Genomic DNA, 16,481 nt, shown 5'->3' with positions numbered 1-16,481 from the left:
ACATATCCGGAACGTTTATAACGCTTGTGAACGGATAGATTTTGCGATTCAGGGCAATGATTTTTATACAATTTGTCTGCCGTCCATCGGCAGATTTTTTATGGGAAACAGAGAGATGACACAGTTATCCCCGACGTTCACGGGAACTACCGGGCGCGCACTTTTTTCACTGCTTTTTCTGGGGGCGGTCGCGTCCCCTTCGCTGATGGCGGCGGAAGCACAGCCGCAGGGTGACGCGGCAAAAAAAGAAGAATCCATGACGGTGGTCGGCGCGACCGCGCAGGCAGATCGGGACGTGACGGACGGCTACCAGCCGCTCAGCAGCTCGACGGCCACGTTGACCTCAATGCCTATGCTCGATATTCCGCAGGTGGTGAATACCGTCAGCGATCGGGTACTGGCCGATCAGCATGCCACTTCACTCGATGAAGCGCTGTATAACGTCGCCAACGTTGTGCAAACCAATACCCTCGGCGGCACCCAGGATGCCTTCACCCGTCGCGGCTTTGGCGCAAACCGCGACGGTTCGATTATGACCAACGGCCTACGTACCGTATTGCCGCGCAGTTTTAATGCCGCGACGTCGCGTGTTGAAGTGTTGAAAGGACCCGCCTCGACGCTGTATGGCATACTCGATCCCGGCGGGCTGATTAATGTTGTCACCAAACGCCCGGAACGTACCTTTTCGGGTGATATTTCCGCCACCTCCAGCAGCTTCGGCGGCGGTACCGGACAGATTGACGTCACCGGGCCTATCGACGGTACCCGTCTGACCTATCGCCTGGTTGGTGAATACCAGAATGAAGATTACTGGCGCAGCTTTGGTCAGTCGCGTAGCAGCTTTATTGCCCCTTCCCTGACCTGGTTTGGCGATGACGCCACGGTTAACCTGTCGTGGTCCCACCGGAACTACAATACGCCTTTCGATCGCGGCACAATTTTTGACCTGAATACCGGTCAGGCGGTTAACGTACCGAGTAAAGAACGCTTCGACGAACCGTTTAACATTACCGACGGCAATTCTGACCTCGCGCAGTTGAACGCGGAGTACCGTCTCAATAGCCAATGGACCGCGCGTTTCGACTACAGCTTCAGCCAGGATATGTACAGCGACAACCAGGCGCGCGTGATGGCCTATGACGCCAAAACCGGCGACCTGACCCGCCGCGTCGACGCCACGCAGGGTTCAACCCAGCGCATGCATGCCACGCGGGCAGATTTACAAGGAAACGTGGTGATCGGTGGCTTCTATAATGAGCTGCTCACCGGCATCGCCTATGAGAATTATGACCTGCTGCGCACGGATATGATCCGCTGTAAGAATGTTAAAAAGAGCCTTAATATCTACAATCCGGTGTACGGTACGCTGGATAAATGCACCACCGTGTCGGCTGCCGACAGCGATCAGCGTATTCAGCAGGAAACCTACGCCACCTATTTACAGGACGCGTTATATCTGACGGATAAATGGATTGCGGTCGCGGGCGTGCGCTACCAGTACTACACCCAGTATGCGGGCAAAGGCCGTCCGTTCCAGGCAAATACCGACAGCCAGGATGAAAAACTGACGCCGAAATTCGGCCTGGTGTACAAACTGTCGCCGCAGGTCTCGCTATTCGGTAACGTCGCGCAGTCGTTTATGCCGCAGTCCTCTATTGCCAGCTACATTGGCGATCTGCCGCCGGAAGAAGCAACCTCCTACGAAGTCGGCGCCAAGTTCGACCTCTTCGACGGTGTAACGTCGAACGTGACCTTCTTTGATATCCACAAACGCAACGTGCTGTATACCGAAACCATCGGTGATGAAACCTACGCGAAAACCGCCGGGAAAGTCCGCTCACGGGGGATTGAAGTTGACGTTGCCGGTTCATTGACCGACAACCTGAATATTATCGGCAGCTATGGCTACACCGACGCGAAGGTTCTGGAAGATCCGGACTATGCGGGTAAGCCGCTGCCGAACGTGCCGCGCCATACCGGTTCGCTATTCCTGACCTATGACATTCACAACGTCTACGACAGCAATACCTTAACCGTAGGCGGCGGTGGTCACGCTCTGAGCCGCCGTTCCGGCACCAACGGCGCGGACTACTACTTACCGGGTTATGCCGTCGCGGACGTTTTCGCCGCGTACAAAATGAAGCTGCAATATCCGGTCACCTTGCAGGTTAACGTTAAGAACCTGTTTAACAAGACCTACTACACCTCGTCAATTGCCAGCAATAACCTGGGTAACCAGATTGGCGACCCGCGTGAAGTGCAGTTTACGGTGAAAATGTCCTTCTGATCCTGCCGCCCGGGGCCAGCGTACGTGCAGGCTTCGGGCTTTACATACTCTTTCAATCCATCGTCACTTCCCTACAGTATCCTTACGCATAATAGCCACTTTAACTTTTGGACAACATTTGTGACTTTGAGGGATTAGCGCGATGCGACACACACTGCAACTTTCACGCTGGCTGGCCGGGATTGTGCTTGCCGTCAGCGTTGCGCTGCCGGTCAGCGCCAACACCTGGCCGCTGCCGCCGCCGGGTAGCCGCCTGGTGGGTGAAAACCGCTTCCACGTCGTCGAAAACAACGGCGGTTCACTGGAAGCCATTGCGAAAAAATATAACGTCGGTTTCCTGGCGCTGCTGCAGGCCAATCCAGGCGTTGACCCTTACGTACCGCGTCCCGGCAGCGTGCTGACCATCCCGCTGCAGACGCTGCTGCCGGATGTACCGCGTGAAGGCATTGTGCTTAACCTCGCCGAGCTACGGCTGTATTACTATCCGCCGGGCAGCAATACCGTCACCGTTTACCCTATTGGCATCGGTCAGCTTGGCGGCACCACGGTGACACCGACCATGGTCACCACCGTCTCCGATAAACGCGCCAATCCGACCTGGACGCCGACGGCCAACATCCGCGCACGCTACCGCGCGCAGGGCATCGAGCTGCCTGCTGTCATGCCGGCCGGGCCAGACAACCCGATGGGCCATCACGCCATTCGTCTGGCGGCCTACGGCGGTGTGTACCTGCTGCACGGCACCAATGCCGATTTCGGCATTGGTATGCGCGTGAGCTCCGGCTGTATTCGCCTGCGCGATAACGACATTAAAGCGTTGTACGATAAGGTGTCCCCGGGCACTAAAGTGAACATTATTAATACGCCGATCAAAGCGTCTATTGAGCCAAACGGCGTGCATCTGGTCGAGGTCCACCAGCCGTTGTCTGAGCATATTGATGACGATCCGAAAACGCTGCCGATTGTGCTGAATGCCAGCATGCAGGCGTTTAGCCAAAGCGCGGGTACCGATGCGGAAGTGATGAATAAAGTCATGACCGTGCGTTCCGGTATGCCGGTCGATGTGACCCGCCATCACGGCGTCACGCAGCAAAATATGTAGAAAAAACGCTGAAAAGTAAAAGGCCCTGAGCGGGATACGCTCAGGGCCTTTTTTATTGCAGTGACATAAGCATTATGAGGGTTTTAACGCTTATTTATAGATTACCGCAGTGCCGTGGAGGGAGTTCGGACCGCTAACAGAGGTGATGCGGAAAGATTTCGCACCCATTTCGTCAGCTTTCTGCGCTAATTCTTGTTCCAGGGATGCCAGGTTCGGGCCTGCGGACGCGGCAATGTTGCCGACTTTATGCTGGTCTGCCGGAGTGGATTGCACTTCAACAGCGGCAAAACTTGCAAATGACAGAGAGCTCAGTACAGCGGCGATGGCCAGGGTTTTTACGTTTTTCATGATTGTTACCTTGCAGATGAATTTTGTAGGTCAGACGTTATTAACTTAACGATCGATAAGATAATAATAATGAGATCCAGGTCACACGTCAACGTATTTTTATAACGACCGTTTATTTATTATAAATTCATATATTTTTCATACAAATATGATGAATTCGTATTTCTCGGCGGAAGCGCTAGCCCCCGTCGCAGATTATTTTTATAATGACCGTTCACTAATCACCGACTGAGGTAGGCGGCACGATGACAACTGACACGCAAGGTTGCGCGAAAAAAGGCCGTGGGCGACCTAAAGTATTCGACCGGGAAGCGGCGCTTGATAAAGCGATGACGCTATTCTGGCAGTATGGTTACGAAGCAACATCCCTCTCCGACCTTGTCGAGGCTACGGGGGCAAAGGCACCGACGCTGTACGCTGAATTTGTGAATAAAGAGGGGCTGTTCCGCGCCGTTCTCGATCACTATATCAGCCGCTTTGCATCGAAGAATGAAGCCTGTCTGTTTTGCGAAGAACAGACGCTCATTGAAGCGTTACGCAACTATTTCACCGCTGTCGCAACCTGCTTTACCAGCAAGGACACGCCGGCGGGCTGCTTTACGATTAACACGTCGGCGGCCCTGGCAGCGTCTTCTAAAGAGATCGCGAAGACTATCAAGTCACGCCACGCGGTACAGGAGCAGACGCTGAGCCAGTTCCTGCAGCTGCGGCAAGCGCGCGGGGAAATCCCGGCAGAGAAAAACGTCGCCGAACTGGCGCTGTTCCTGGGCTGTATTTTACAGGGCATGTCAATCAGCGCTCGCGAAGGGGCAAGCTTTGAAACGCTGATGCAAATTACGGAAACCACCCTGCGTCTGTGGCCGCAGATGATTACCGCATAAAAAAACGCCCCGCAGTCGGGGAGACGACGGGGCGAATCGCACACTCATGCTTTTTTAGGCTTTATTCAGTACCAGCTGGCCGTTGCTGTCCAGCGGGATCTGGCTACCAGGCTGTTTATCCATGCGGATTTTTCCCTGCTGGTCGCCGATTTTATAAGTCACATCATAGCCGAGCGTCTTCTCAGACTTGTCATACACCGTCTTACAACGCTGCTCGGTGGTGGTGTAGGTATCGTTGTTCTGCATCGCACCCTGCACCTGATTACCGGCATAGCCGCCGCCCAGCGCACCGACGACGGTGGCAACGTCTTTACCTCGCCCGCCGCCGAACTGATGACCAATGACACCGCCTGCCACCGCGCCCAGCACTGAGCCAGCGATACGATTTTCATCCTGGACCGCACGACGGTGGGTGACCGTCACGTTGCGGCACTCTTTACGCGGGTTTTTTACGGTTTCCTTGATGGGCGTAGCGGAGATCACCTGCGCATACTGCGGGCCGCGATCGAAGACATTCATACTCGCCACGGCAGCCACCCCAAGCGCGGCGGCGACGCCAATACCCATACCCGCCAACATTGATTTATTCACGGGACATCCTCCTTTGTTGCTATTGGTAACAATTGTGCAACTTAAGGTAAATGACCGCTATCAGACAAAAGCCCAAAAGCAGGATTTTCTCTGGAGAAAGAGGTGTTTGAGAGAATTCTGAAGGCCAACGAGAGGATAAACACGGGTAACGATTTGAAACCTGGAAAGCGTGGCACCATCAGGCTACGTTGGCATGCATTGCCGAATAGCGCTGTGCCAATCCGGCCTGCACGCATCAGAACATGCAGGCCGGGTGCAGAGATTAGTGCAGCTTCAGACGCGGGCGAATGACGCGGTTGATACTTCCCACCAGCATCATCAGACCGGTTTTGCAGTAACCGTGCAGCGCAATCTGGTGCATACGATACAGCGAGATATACACCATACGGGCAATACGCCCTTCTACCATCATTGAGCCGCGCATCAGGTTGCCCATCAGGCTGCCAACGGTCGAGTAGTTGGACAGTGACACCAGAGAGCCGTGATCCTTATAGGTGTACGGCTTCAGCTCTTTACCTTTCATCTGCGCCAGAATGTTATTCAGCGCACAGGTTGCCATCTGGTGTGCAGCCTGGGCGCGCGGCGGCACAAAGCCCCCTTCAGGACGCGCGCAGGATGCGCAGTCGCCGATCGCATAGATATCCGGGTCGCGGGTGGTTTGCAGCGTCGGCTCCACCACCAGCTGATTAATGCGGTTGGTTTCCAGCCCGCCGATCTCTTTCATAAAGTCCGGCGCTTTGATGCCTGCCGCCCACACCATCAGATCGGCCTGAATATATTCGCCGTCTTTGGTGTGCAAACCGCCCTGGTCAGCGCTGGTCACCATCGTTTGGGTCAGTACGCGCACGCCCATTTTAGTCAGTTCGCTGTGCGCTGCGCCGGAAATGCGCGGCGGCAGCGCGGGCAGAATGCGTTCGCCGGCTTCCACCAGCGTGACGTTCAGCGCTTCATTGCTCAGGCCTTTATAGCCGTAGCTGTGCAGCTGTTTCACCGCGTTGTGCAGCTCAGCCGACAGCTCAACGCCGGTCGCCCCGCCGCCGACAATCGCAATGTTGACCTTGCCATTCGCGCCAAGGTTAGCCGAATATTTCAGGAACAGGTTCAGCATTTCCTGGTGGAAACGACGCGCCTGATGCGGGTTATCGAGGAAGATACAGTGCTCTTTCACGCCCGGGGTGTTGAAATCGTTCGAGGTGCTGCCCAGCGCCATCACCAGCGTGTCATACGCCAGCTTACGCTCCGGCACCAGCAGCTCGCCTTTTTCATCGCGCAGCTCGGCCAGCGTAATGGTTTTTGCTTCGCGGTTGATGTCCATCACCGAACCCAGCTGGAACTGGAAATGATGATTACGCGCATGCGCCAGATAGCTCAGCGCATCTACGCCTTCGTCGAGCGAACCGGTCGCCACTTCGTGCAGCAGCGGCTTCCACAGGTGGCTATGGTTACGGTCTACCAGCGTAATTTTCGCTTTTTTACCGCGGCCAAGTTTGTGCCCCAGCTGAGTCGCCAGTTCCAGGCCGCCAGCGCCGCCACCTACAATTACAATTTTCTTCATTGGCGTAGTCACGAGACCCCCTTAAAATTTATTAACCAATTGTTAATTAAAAGTTATAAATATAGCCTTTAATTAACAACAAGTTACTAACAAGAAACCATTCAGCTGCAATGAGAATAACATGAATGGTGCATTGGTCATACCAAAATTGATGTGTATCAAGTTTTATCGCGCAGAAGTTGAACGAACGGCGGCTAAGCCCGCAAAAAACGCCCGTGCCAGGTTAAAAATTAACAAAAAAAAGCCCCGGCGACTCGACGACGCCGGGGCTTTTCCGATCCGCGTTTAACCTAACGTTTTAAACGCTTTGATTCGCTGCAGGTGCGGCGAGATATTCTTGAACTTATGGCCCTGCTGTTCGTCCCAGATGATCTCGTAGTAATGATGCAGCATGTCAGCTGAACGCTGGCTATCCAGCGCGTCATCATGACGAGAGAGAATGGCCAGGCAACGATCGCGGTTTTTCTCACGGAAGTTATTGACGCACTTAGTGGCAATATCCACGTACTCTTCCGGGCGATCTATCTTGCCGTCCATGTTCTCGTTGGGGAACAGATTCGGGTTAAACATCACCTGGCGAATATCACACAGGAAACCGATACGTTCGGCCCAATAACCACCCAGCCCCACGCCGCAAATCAGCGGACGCTCATCGGCGTTCAGCTGCAGCATTTTGTCCACTTCTTTAAGCAGATGCTGCATGTCATGCTTCGGATGCCGCGTGCTGTAGCTGATCAACCGTACATCCGGGTCGATAAACTGCAGCTGCAGCACTTTTTCATGGTTACCAGGGCTATTCGAGTCAAAACCGTGTAAATAGATAATCATCGCGTCCTCACCACACCATTACTCCCACACCGGGAGGGTTAATGACCAGCCTTCACATCCTGCCAGCGTTCATGGAGTTGTTCCAACTGAGCGCTAACCGTTTTCCAGCGGGCGGAGTCCATCAGTTCCTGACGGCTAAATGAACCTTTATGATACAACTTCGTAACACGCTCTGCGTTGATCGGTGACAGGTTATCCAGCACGCTCACCGCACCTTTACGATTATTGCAGACGAGGATCATATCGCAACCGGCATCGAGCGACGCCTGGCCGCGCTCGGCGTAGCTCCCCATAATTGCCGCGCCTTCCATCGACAGATCGTCAGAGAAAATAGCGCCGTTGAACCCCAGCTCGCCGCGCAGTACGGTTTGCAGCCAATGGGCGGAACCGCTGGCTGGACGCGGATCGACCGCATCATAAATAACGTGCGCCGGCATAATCGCGTCCAGCGCATTCTCGGTAATTAACGTCCTGAACACCGCCATATCTTTTGCACGGATGTCCGCTTCCGGACGAGGATCGTGCGGCGTCTCTTTGTGCGAGTCGGCGGTGACCGCGCCGTGGCCCGGGAAATGTTTACCGGTGGTTTTCATACCGGCACTGTGCATACCGTCAATAAAATGGCGTGCCATCGCCAGCGCCTTTTGCGGGTCTTCATGATAGGAGCGCTCGCCGATGGCGGTGCAAATGTGCCCAACGTCCAGCACCGGCGCGAAGCTGATATCAATATCCATGGCGATCATTTCGCTGGCCATCAACCAGCCCGCCTCGGCCGCCATGCGCCCCCCTTGCTCTTCGCCCAGAACGGCGGCAAAAGACTGCGCGGCCGGCAGGCGGGTGAAACCTTCACGGAAGCGCTGCACGCGGCCGCCTTCCTGATCCACGGCCACCACCAGATGGTTACGCGACGCGCTGCGAATCTGGCGTACCAGCTCACGTAGCTGCGCCGGATCGTGATAGTTACGGGTAAACAGAATTAAGCCACCCACCAGCGGGTGCGCCAGAATCTCACGTTCTTCGGCATCCAGCTCGTAGCCTTCCACATCCAACATTACTGGCCCCACACGGCCTCCTTATCATTCTTAAGCTGCTGCCAGGTTTTATTGGCCAGCGTGATAAATTGTTCGTCACCGGTCCGCTGCCAGCGACACTCGAACCAGCCCGCCATCAGCATCAGTACCCATGGTCGCCAGCGCATTGTCTGACGCCAAAGCCGTTCCGGCGGTATTCTCGCCAGCATGGCGTAGGCCTGCACCAACTGAAGACGCTGTTGATTGTCCTTCGTCCACACGGCCGCCAGCTCCAGGGCAACATCACCGTCACCGGCGTATTCCCAGTCGATCAGACGTAAACCGTCTACCGTGTGCACAATATTGCCCGCGTGGACATCCATATGCAGCGGCGCCAGCCGTAACGGGCGCGGCTCCCCCTGCTGACGCAGGCGCTGCAAACAGCGAAGCCAGCGCGGGGTTCGTCGCGACGGGCTACACTGCTGCCAGTACTGCTCAAGCAGCGGCAACAAAGCGAGCCGCCAGCCGAATCGGCGCTGCTGGTGTAAATCATACAGGAGAGTGGCCAGCGGTCGAGGCGCCGGGAGCACGCTTTTGATCTCTCCGGCTAAAAAATCGACCGCCATCCAGCCGGGTGTATAAAAGATAGGCTTTGGCGCCAGCGTCGACGGTAGCTGACGCAGCGCATGATACTGGCGAAGGAATTCGCTTTCCGGCGCATCGGGCGCGTGATGCTGGCGTAGCACCAGCCGCCTTTCGCCGCATTGCAGAATACAGCTGCTGCCGCTCAGCCCTGAGGTTTCAGGGCTGGCGACGACGTGATAATGCGGAAATTCGCGTGACAACAGCGCGTCACGCGAGAGCTTACTGTTGCGCAACCGCACCCTTACCTGACCAGACGATTTCACCGCTTTGCACCAGCATCAGCTGCATTTGCAGCGTCGGCGCATTGACGTTGCCGGTGGCGTTGGTATACAGCACATACTGGGCGCCGACGTTGCGGGCAATCCCCATCGCTTTACTGCGCGAACCCAGGCTATCCTGCGGCGACAGGCCCAGCTGTTGTTTCGCTACCGCCAGCTGCTGCGCAGAGACCAGCGTGAACTTGCCGTTCCCCGCCAGCGCATTACGCAGCGCGGTGGTGGCTTCGCCCGCGTTCAGCGAACCGTTGGTGCGGTTGTTGACGCTATCGACCAGCAGAATGCTGCCCGCGTTAACGCCGCCGGTTTGCAGCATTTTTGCGACCAGCGGCTGCGTTGCGCCGTTCCAGTCGTAATGACGCACACGCGGCGTAGGCTGCGCTGGCGTTTCTCCGCCGTGCTCAATCGGCCCCGGCTGCTGCGGAATCGTCGGCACCGTCGGTACCGTTGGCACCGGCTGCTGCGGCTCAACAGGCTGCTGTGGCTGCTGCGGATTCGCCGTCTCTACCGGTGCAGGCTGTTGACGTACCGTACACCCGGCAAGCACGATTGCCAGCGAAGCAATCAACGCATAGCGACCCAATTTACTCATTCCTGTTTACCCCTCAGAGATAAAGATGCAGTCGGGCTTTATGCGCCCCCAAACCGTTAGCCGTCCCGTACAGGGTGACCGAGCCCATCGCGGGGATCGTCACGCTGCGCGGCGCCTCCAGCGGGTGCATTTCCAGCCCTCTGGCGTCATACCAATAAAAACGATAATGAACGGTGACCGGCTCTCGCCTTTCATTGAACAGCTTTGCACTGGCGGTGGCCTGAATGTCCGACAGCGTCAGTTCAGGCTGTTCTGCGCTGATCCCGGCGGCCAGAACGTTGGACTCCATCACCAGCGTCTGCTGTTCACCGACGGCGATTTCCGGGCGTGAATGACACCCGGATAGCAGCGCCGTAGCCAGCAAAAGAACCAGACATGCCGATTTCATAAGTTAGCCTTTATGTGCCAGCATCGGCCCCAGCGGGCGCCCGCCCAGCAGGTGCATATGAATGTGGTAAACTTCCTGGCCGCCGTGACGGTTGCAGTTCATGATCAGGCGGTAGCCATCTTCGGCAATCCCTTCATCCTGCGCAATTTTGGCCGCCACCGTGACCATCCGCCCCAGCGTTTGCTCATGCTCCGCGCTAACGTCATTAGTGGTGGCAATCAGCGTATTTGGCACAATCAGAATGTGGGTTGGGGCCTGCGGAGAGATATCACGAAAAGCGGTCACCAGTTCATCCTGATACACCATGTCCGACGGGATTTCCCGACGAATAATTTTGCTGAAAATGGTTTCTTCTGCCATAACGAATTCCTTTATTATTGTCCTATGCCGTCGGTAAAAGCGTGGCCGACAAACAGGTTAGATGCCAGGATTATGAGCGAGTTACAGCCCTTCTTTCAACCGGAATAGACTTTTTCTTATCCCTGCCAGTATGTTACTTGCGCACCCACTGACCGTTAATCCCCTGCACATATTCCCCAGGCTGCGCTTTTTCAATCAGTTTTTTTCCAGCGAGCCGCGCCACGTCCTGCGGCGGCAGGTTATGACTTTGCGCAAGCTGCTGATAACTCTCACTACGGGCCTGATTAATCTTTTTCACCAGCGCCAGCGTTTCACTGTCCTGCGCGATCGGCGCCAGATAGCCGCCCTGCGTTTCGCCTACCCGCCCCTGTGTGCGGGCGTCCGACAGCGTTAATGCCATCGCCTGCGCGCCGATCAGGCCCCCCAGCAAAACCGCGATTATACGCATTTGTCTTATCATCACCGGCCTCAGAATAGATCGCTACGCGATTTGAGCAGATCCTCAACGTCCTTATCGGCCTTGATGCGGATTTCATGCTCAATCTTGACGTTCATATTGATGGTAATCGGCTCTTTCGGCGCCGCCACCTCTATACGCGGTACACAGCCCGATAGCAATGCCGTTGCCGCGACGGCCAGCATGGCGATGGATAATTTCATTGTTGCTCCTTACATTCCTTGCCGCTACGACACGGCACCCCGGGAAGGGTCGCGTGTTGCTCAAGCCATGACTGAAGTTTGTCGCCAAAGCGCAGGCTTCGCCACAAATCAAAAACATTCTCCTGGTGCGTATAGTTGAGCTGCACCGTACTGCGTTTTTCATCCACCACCCCGGTACCGGTAACCGTGGCCTGAAGCGATAACTGTCCCAGACTATCGAGGTTAATGCGCGTCCACGAGCGTGAGATTTCCAGGTAGCGCAGCCAGTTGATGGCGGCGCCAGCGGCGATGTTGTCCGCAGCAACCGCATCGGCAGTGTCTTTATCAAGCCGGAGGGTCATCGGGCCCGGGTTATGCAGCCAGCCGTCTTTAATAATCCACTGACTGTCGTTCAGCCACAGCGGCAGCGCGCCATCGACCGCTCCGGACATTGCAAACTGTTTCGGGTTAACCGCGCTCACCAGTTCACTGGTCGAAATATGCTGTAAACGCAGCAGCGCCGCATCATGCTGCGGCAACCGCAGCTGCTGCATCGTCACCTTGCCGCCAAGCACATCAACGCTGACGTCGCTCAGCTGCAATGGCGATGCTTCGCTCCACGGCCAGGTGCCCTGAAGGTCGGCGGTCACGTTACGTGCGGTCACCTGGTTAACAATTTCGGCGATACGCAGCGAAACCGGACGTCGCGTCCCCAACTGCCAGACGCCCGACTTCAGACGGAACGGCAGCACAAAATCAACGCCATTAATTTCGTTATCCGGCATCCACGCGCTGCCGCTGCGCAGCACGCCGTGGCCGCCTGCTTCAAAGCCTTGGCCAGCGGCGGCGGAAAAGGCGACCTGTGCGTACAGCGACCCTTCGCGTAGCTTCATTTTCCAGTCCGGCGGCACCAGCGGCTGGAATACCGTCAGCGACTGCTTGGGCCACCACGCCTGGCCGCGCAGACGCTCACCGTCCCAGCGCCCGGTTACGCGCACCGGGCCGATAGCCTGCGCCTTGAGGTCACCTTTAAACTGAAAGAATGTGGGATCGCGCCCTTCCACGCTGAAGGTTAACGCCGAGGCTGGCAGTACGCTGCCGCCGGTAAAACGGGTTTCGCTGGCGTCCAGCGCCAATGCGCCGGTAAAGGACGGATGCTGTTCATTGCGGATCCAGTGAATCGGCTGCTCCAGCTTCAGGCGCGGCTTATCAATAGTCATGGTGCCGTACTGGAGCTTATCAAAACCGGTCGATAACGTATTGAGGACAATCGCGCTGTCGCGCCACTCTCCGGTGCCGGTCACATCCCACCGAGCCTGCATCGGAGTGAAATGACCGTCGCCCCAGTAGCGCCACTGCCAGGTGCCTTTATCCGGCATAAAGTTGTCGGCCTGCCCATCAAGGTGCAGCACAAAATCCCCTGTCTGCTGCTCGTGGGCACGAAGGATCGCCTGCAGGCGGCCATCAATCCCCTGAGTGGAGATTTTCACCCCCGCCAGCGGCCAGCGCACGTCGTCAATATTGAGCGCATCAATCACTCGCCCGCGTGAACGCAGCAGTGCCCCGGGCTGGAACGCCAGCACCGGCGTCATCAGCGGGCCGCTGAGATGTGCGGGCAGTTTGGCGTAGAAAATCAGATCGCCCTGCTTGGCTTCCCCCACCAGCTGAAGCGGCATGTCGCTGTTGTCCATACTGAGCACGCCGGGCCCCATGTTCAACACCGCCACGCCTTTGCCGGCATCGCCGGAGGTGAGCACGCTAAGACGACCGCTTACCTGCGTCTTATCTACCCCCTGCTGCCAGTTTTCCAGCTTCACGCCTACGCGCCCGCTCAGCGGAATACCGGCCTGATAAGGCCAGTTCCAGCGGCCATCGCTGATGGTGAGCCGTTGTTCGGTTAAGGTCCACGGCAAATCGACCAGCGGATCGTCTTCACCGCGGGCCATCATCACCAGTTGACCTTGATTACCGTCCCAGTTGAGCTCGGCGTCAACCGGAGACGGCACCTGAGGCACCTGAAACGTCGACTCGAGATGCCCTTTGATCGGTAAGCTATCCGGCACCAGCGGCAGCGTAAATTCCCCCAGCAGCTTTACCGGCGGTTCCCCGTCAAGCAGGCTAGCGCGAAACTCGCTGACCGTCAGCGCCTGCCCGTGCAGGCGGGCACGCAGTGCGACCTGCTCGCCCTCATACGCGATGTCCTGGCGCTGCGGGGTGAGCGAAGACGTTAGCTTGCCCTGCCATTTTTGCCACGGCGAAATGCTGAGCGAATCAATCGTCAGCCAGGTGTTGGGCAGCATTGACTGCCACTCCGCCAGCGTGCGCGGCGCACCGGGCACGGCATCGTTTTGCGGCAGTTTAGTAAAGCAGAGTGAGTTGAGGTTGACCGCCGCGGCGTGCAGTCGCCAGCGGCTTGGGTGTGACAGGGTCACTTCTTTGAGCGTCGCCAGTTCGCAGTCGCCTACCAGATAGCGAAGATCGGGAATGCGTAGCGCCGAGCGGGTCAGCCGCGGGCTTTCATTAAAGGCAATGCGCGTTCCGGCCGGAAGCCAGATGCCCACCAGCGTAGGAACCCAGTACCCCAACGTCATCACCAGCGTGAGCGGCAGCAGTACTAAAAGCAGGAGTAGCGCAATGATGGCTTTATATTTACCCTTCATGGGTGCAGTCATATCCAGATTGAAAAAGCAGTCATGCCTGGCCGCACAGCGGGCGGTCCAAAGGCGCATATTGTGTCATGTCAGACCAGATAGTGAAACCGCTGTGATGGATTAAGCGTAGCTGCTGCATAATAAAATGTGAGGAATTTCAGTTGATTCTGATTGAGATTACCTCTACGCGCCCCCATTTAAACGACCTATACTCATGCGTATATCTTTACGTATCCTTAGCATTCAAAACATTTTTATATTTTGTAAGATTTTTTGAATTATGCTAACTTGACTCTAAAATCATTGGAGAAAAGTCTCATGAAAATCGCCGTTTACAGTACAAAGCAGTACGATAAAAAGTATCTGCAAAATGTTAATCAGGCATATGGATTTGAGCTTGAGTTTTTTGATTTCCTGTTAACGGAGAAAACCGCCAAAACGGCCCATGGCTGTGAAGCGGTGTGTATTTTCGTTAACGATGACGGTAGCCGTCCGGTGCTGGAAGAGTTAAAAGCCAACGGCGTGAAGTACATTGCGCTGCGCTGCGCGGGCTTCAACAACGTCGATCTCGACGCGGCGAAAGAGCTGGGGCTGCGCGTGGTGCGCGTGCCGGCCTATGACCCGGAAGCCGTTGCCGAACACGCTATCGGCCTGATGATGACCCTGAACCGCCGCATTCACCGCGCCTATCAGCGCACCCGCGATGCCAACTTCTCACTGGAAGGGCTGACCGGTTTCACCATGTTCGGTAAAACCGCTGGCGTGATCGGCACCGGGAAGATCGGCGTTGCCGCCCTGCGTATTCTCAAAGGTTTCGGCATGCGCCTGCTGGCCTTTGACCCGTATCCAAGCGCTGCCGCGCTTGAACTGGGCGTGGAGTATGTCGACCTGCCGACGCTGTTTGCCGAGTCGGACATTATTTCACTGCACTGCCCGCTGACGCCGGAGAACTACCACCTGCTGAACGCCAGCGCATTTGAGAAAATGAAGAACGGCGTGATGATTGTTAACACCAGTCGTGGCGCCCTGATTGACTCCCAGGCGGCGATTGAGGCCCTGAAAACGCAGAAAATCGGCGCGCTGGGGATGGACGTCTATGAAAATGAACGCGATCTGTTCTTTGAAGATAAGTCGAATGACGTGATTCAGGATGACGTATTCCGTCGTCTTTCCGCCTGTCACAACGTGCTGTTTACCGGCCACCAGGCGTTCCTGACTGCGGAAGCCTTGACCAGCATCTCAGAAACCACGCTGCAAAACCTGCAGCAAATCGACACCGGCGCTGATTGCCCTAACGCTATCGCCTGATGTCCACCGCTCCCCGGCAACAACGGCCGGGGAGCATTTTCGGATAAGCCCCACAGACACGCCCCGCGTTAAAGTTAGACTTCAATATATTCACCAAACCAATAATTCAGAAGAAGTACTGTGCCATGAAGAACCTGTTTTTCCTGCTGGCGGCGGCCGCCCTTCTCTCAGGCTGCGTTTACAACAGCAAAATGTCGACCAACGGCGAGAGCCTTGCGCATCATCGCTTTGTGTTAGAAAGCGTGAACGGTAAGGCGGTCAGCAGCCATAGCGCTCCACTCGAGCTGAGCTTTGGCGAAAGACAGCCGATTCTGGAGCGGATTTATATTTCAGGCAGTATGTGCAACGGTTTTTCCGGCACCGCGACGTTACATAAAGGCGAGCTGAAGGCCACCGATCTGGCGATGACCCGAAAACTGTGCAGCGACCCACAGCTTAATTCGCTGGACGGAACGCTGAGCACCATGTTGCGCCAGGGCGCGCAGGTTGATTTAACCGAGCAGCAGCTGACCCTCGCCACGGCAGACCAGACGCTGATTTATCGCCTGGCCGATTTAGTGCATTAACGCTTAGTAATTACCGCAGGTGCCAACGGCAAGCGACTGTTCGCTGCAGCGTTTGCCGTTTGGCAGCGCGCACATACCGATACTGGAGCCGTCCAGCTGGCGCGCGGCAGAAAGTGAGCCGCCAATCATCGCGCAGTTGGCTTCACCAGTGCTGGACATCGCCGCTCTGATTCCCGGCGTAACGTGTGCGGCAGTCGCCTGCTGAACGGGCTCACTGCTGCACGCAGATAATAATAGCGCCGCACACCCCACTAAAAACGCAGCTCGCATCTCTTCTCTCCGTATTGCAAAAATAAGAACAAACCTAAGCATCATAGGCAGCGCGAGCCGCTCCGTCGAGAGACGAAGTGCGCATTTATGCGCTGTAGAAACATTTTCTGGCAATTTTGTGGCGAAAATCATTCGCCTCATTGATATCGACGCCCCCTTAGGACACAAAAGCAAAAATGATTCAG

The 16,481-nt window shown here is 56.1% G+C and carries 18 protein-coding genes; 5 read left to right on the top strand and 13 right to left on the bottom strand.

The features are described from left to right. Nucleotides 1–205 precede the first annotated feature (205 nt). Both H7R56_RS11020 and ldtC read left to right on the top strand, forming a co-directional pair. Nucleotides 206–2,287, top strand: a complete 2,082-nt coding sequence (locus H7R56_RS11020) for a TonB-dependent siderophore receptor (protein ID WP_223878935.1) — start codon at nt 206–208, stop codon at nt 2,285–2,287. Between the two features lie 142 nt (nt 2,288–2,429). After that, nucleotides 2,430–3,389, top strand: coding sequence for a L,D-transpeptidase LdtC (ldtC, locus tag H7R56_RS11015; protein ID WP_106926722.1), 960 nt, complete (start codon nt 2,430–2,432; stop codon nt 3,387–3,389). Between the two features lie 90 nt (nt 3,390–3,479). Here the strand turns inward: ldtC and bhsA are convergent, their stop codons facing one another. Further along, nucleotides 3,480–3,737 carry a multiple stress resistance protein BhsA gene (bhsA, locus tag H7R56_RS11010; protein WP_106926720.1) on the bottom strand — a complete coding sequence of 86 codons (258 nt, stop codon included), beginning with the start codon at nt 3,735–3,737 and terminating at the stop codon, nt 3,480–3,482. A gap of 245 nt (nt 3,738–3,982) precedes the next feature. On the opposite strand from bhsA, the gene H7R56_RS11005 reads away from it, so the two are divergent. Further along, nucleotides 3,983–4,618 carry a TetR/AcrR family transcriptional regulator gene (locus H7R56_RS11005; RefSeq protein WP_182928660.1) on the top strand — a complete coding sequence of 212 codons (636 nt, stop codon included), beginning with the start codon at nt 3,983–3,985 and terminating at the stop codon, nt 4,616–4,618. A gap of 54 nt (nt 4,619–4,672) precedes the next feature. On the opposite strand, the gene H7R56_RS11000 is transcribed toward H7R56_RS11005, so the two are convergent. The 11 genes from H7R56_RS11000 to H7R56_RS10950 form a co-directional block, all read right to left on the bottom strand. Next, nucleotides 4,673–5,209, bottom strand: coding sequence for a glycine zipper 2TM domain-containing protein (locus H7R56_RS11000; RefSeq protein WP_106926716.1), 537 nt, complete (start codon nt 5,207–5,209; stop codon nt 4,673–4,675). A gap of 262 nt (nt 5,210–5,471) precedes the next feature. After that, complete coding sequence (locus tag H7R56_RS10995; RefSeq protein ID WP_106926714.1) at nt 5,472–6,776, bottom strand: NAD(P)/FAD-dependent oxidoreductase; 1,305 nt, start codon at nt 6,774–6,776, stop codon at nt 5,472–5,474. Nucleotides 6,777–7,049: 273 nt separating this feature from the next. After that, a complete protein-coding gene (ycfP, locus tag H7R56_RS10990) occupies nt 7,050–7,592 on the bottom strand; it encodes an alpha/beta hydrolase YcfP (protein WP_106926712.1) in 543 nt (180 codons plus the stop codon). 38 nt (nt 7,593–7,630) lie between these two features. Continuing rightward, nucleotides 7,631–8,644: a beta-N-acetylhexosaminidase gene (nagZ, locus tag H7R56_RS10985; protein ID WP_182928659.1), complete on the bottom strand. Its 1,014-nt coding sequence runs from the start codon at nt 8,642–8,644 to the stop codon at nt 7,631–7,633. Then, on the bottom strand, nt 8,644–9,486 hold the full coding sequence (thiK, locus tag H7R56_RS10980; RefSeq protein WP_106926708.1) for a thiamine kinase: 843 nt from the start codon (nt 9,484–9,486) through the stop codon (nt 8,644–8,646). The genes nagZ and thiK overlap by 1 nt, the downstream gene beginning before the upstream one ends. Further along, nucleotides 9,467–10,105, bottom strand: coding sequence for a penicillin-binding protein activator LpoB (gene lpoB / locus H7R56_RS10975; protein WP_181358000.1), 639 nt, complete (start codon nt 10,103–10,105; stop codon nt 9,467–9,469). Before lpoB ends, thiK begins: the two co-directional genes overlap by 20 nt. Before the next feature lie 22 nt (nt 10,106–10,127). After that, nucleotides 10,128–10,502, bottom strand: coding sequence for a YcfL family putative periplasmic lipoprotein (locus H7R56_RS10970; protein WP_106926704.1), 375 nt, complete (start codon nt 10,500–10,502; stop codon nt 10,128–10,130). A gap of 3 nt (nt 10,503–10,505) precedes the next feature. Continuing rightward, complete coding sequence (gene hinT, locus H7R56_RS10965; protein ID WP_106926702.1) at nt 10,506–10,862, bottom strand: purine nucleoside phosphoramidase; 357 nt, start codon at nt 10,860–10,862, stop codon at nt 10,506–10,508. Between the two features lie 133 nt (nt 10,863–10,995). Continuing rightward, a complete protein-coding gene (locus H7R56_RS10960) occupies nt 10,996–11,310 on the bottom strand; it encodes a YdbL family probable chaperone protein (protein ID WP_223878932.1) in 315 nt (104 codons plus the stop codon). A 20-nt stretch (nt 11,311–11,330) separates the two neighbouring features. After that, nucleotides 11,331–11,522, bottom strand: coding sequence for a YnbE family lipoprotein (locus H7R56_RS10955; protein WP_106926698.1), 192 nt, complete (start codon nt 11,520–11,522; stop codon nt 11,331–11,333). Next, nucleotides 11,519–14,161, bottom strand: coding sequence for a YdbH family protein (locus H7R56_RS10950; protein ID WP_106926696.1), 2,643 nt, complete (start codon nt 14,159–14,161; stop codon nt 11,519–11,521). The genes H7R56_RS10955 and H7R56_RS10950 overlap by 4 nt, the downstream gene beginning before the upstream one ends. A 309-nt stretch (nt 14,162–14,470) precedes the next feature. Between H7R56_RS10950 and H7R56_RS10945 the strand changes: the two genes are divergently transcribed. After that, nucleotides 14,471–15,460, top strand: coding sequence for a 2-hydroxyacid dehydrogenase (locus H7R56_RS10945; protein ID WP_106926694.1), 990 nt, complete (start codon nt 14,471–14,473; stop codon nt 15,458–15,460). A gap of 125 nt (nt 15,461–15,585) precedes the next feature. Then, nucleotides 15,586–16,026 carry a heat shock protein HslJ gene (gene hslJ, locus H7R56_RS10940; protein ID WP_106926692.1) on the top strand — a complete coding sequence of 147 codons (441 nt, stop codon included), beginning with the start codon at nt 15,586–15,588 and terminating at the stop codon, nt 16,024–16,026. Nucleotides 16,027–16,029: 3 nt separating this feature from the next. Here hslJ and H7R56_RS10935 read toward each other — a convergent pair whose 3' ends face one another. Then, complete coding sequence (locus tag H7R56_RS10935) at nt 16,030–16,296, bottom strand: putative hemolysin (protein ID WP_106926690.1); 267 nt, start codon at nt 16,294–16,296, stop codon at nt 16,030–16,032. Nucleotides 16,297–16,481: the final 185 nt, after the last annotated feature.

The sequence above is a fragment of the Klebsiella sp. WP3-W18-ESBL-02 genome (genome assembly GCF_014168815.1).
Lineage (GTDB): Bacteria > Pseudomonadota > Gammaproteobacteria > Enterobacterales > Enterobacteriaceae > Kluyvera > Kluyvera ascorbata_B.
The sequence above is the reverse complement of the archived record's forward strand: the minus strand, read 5'-3'. Positions and strand labels throughout refer to the sequence as shown.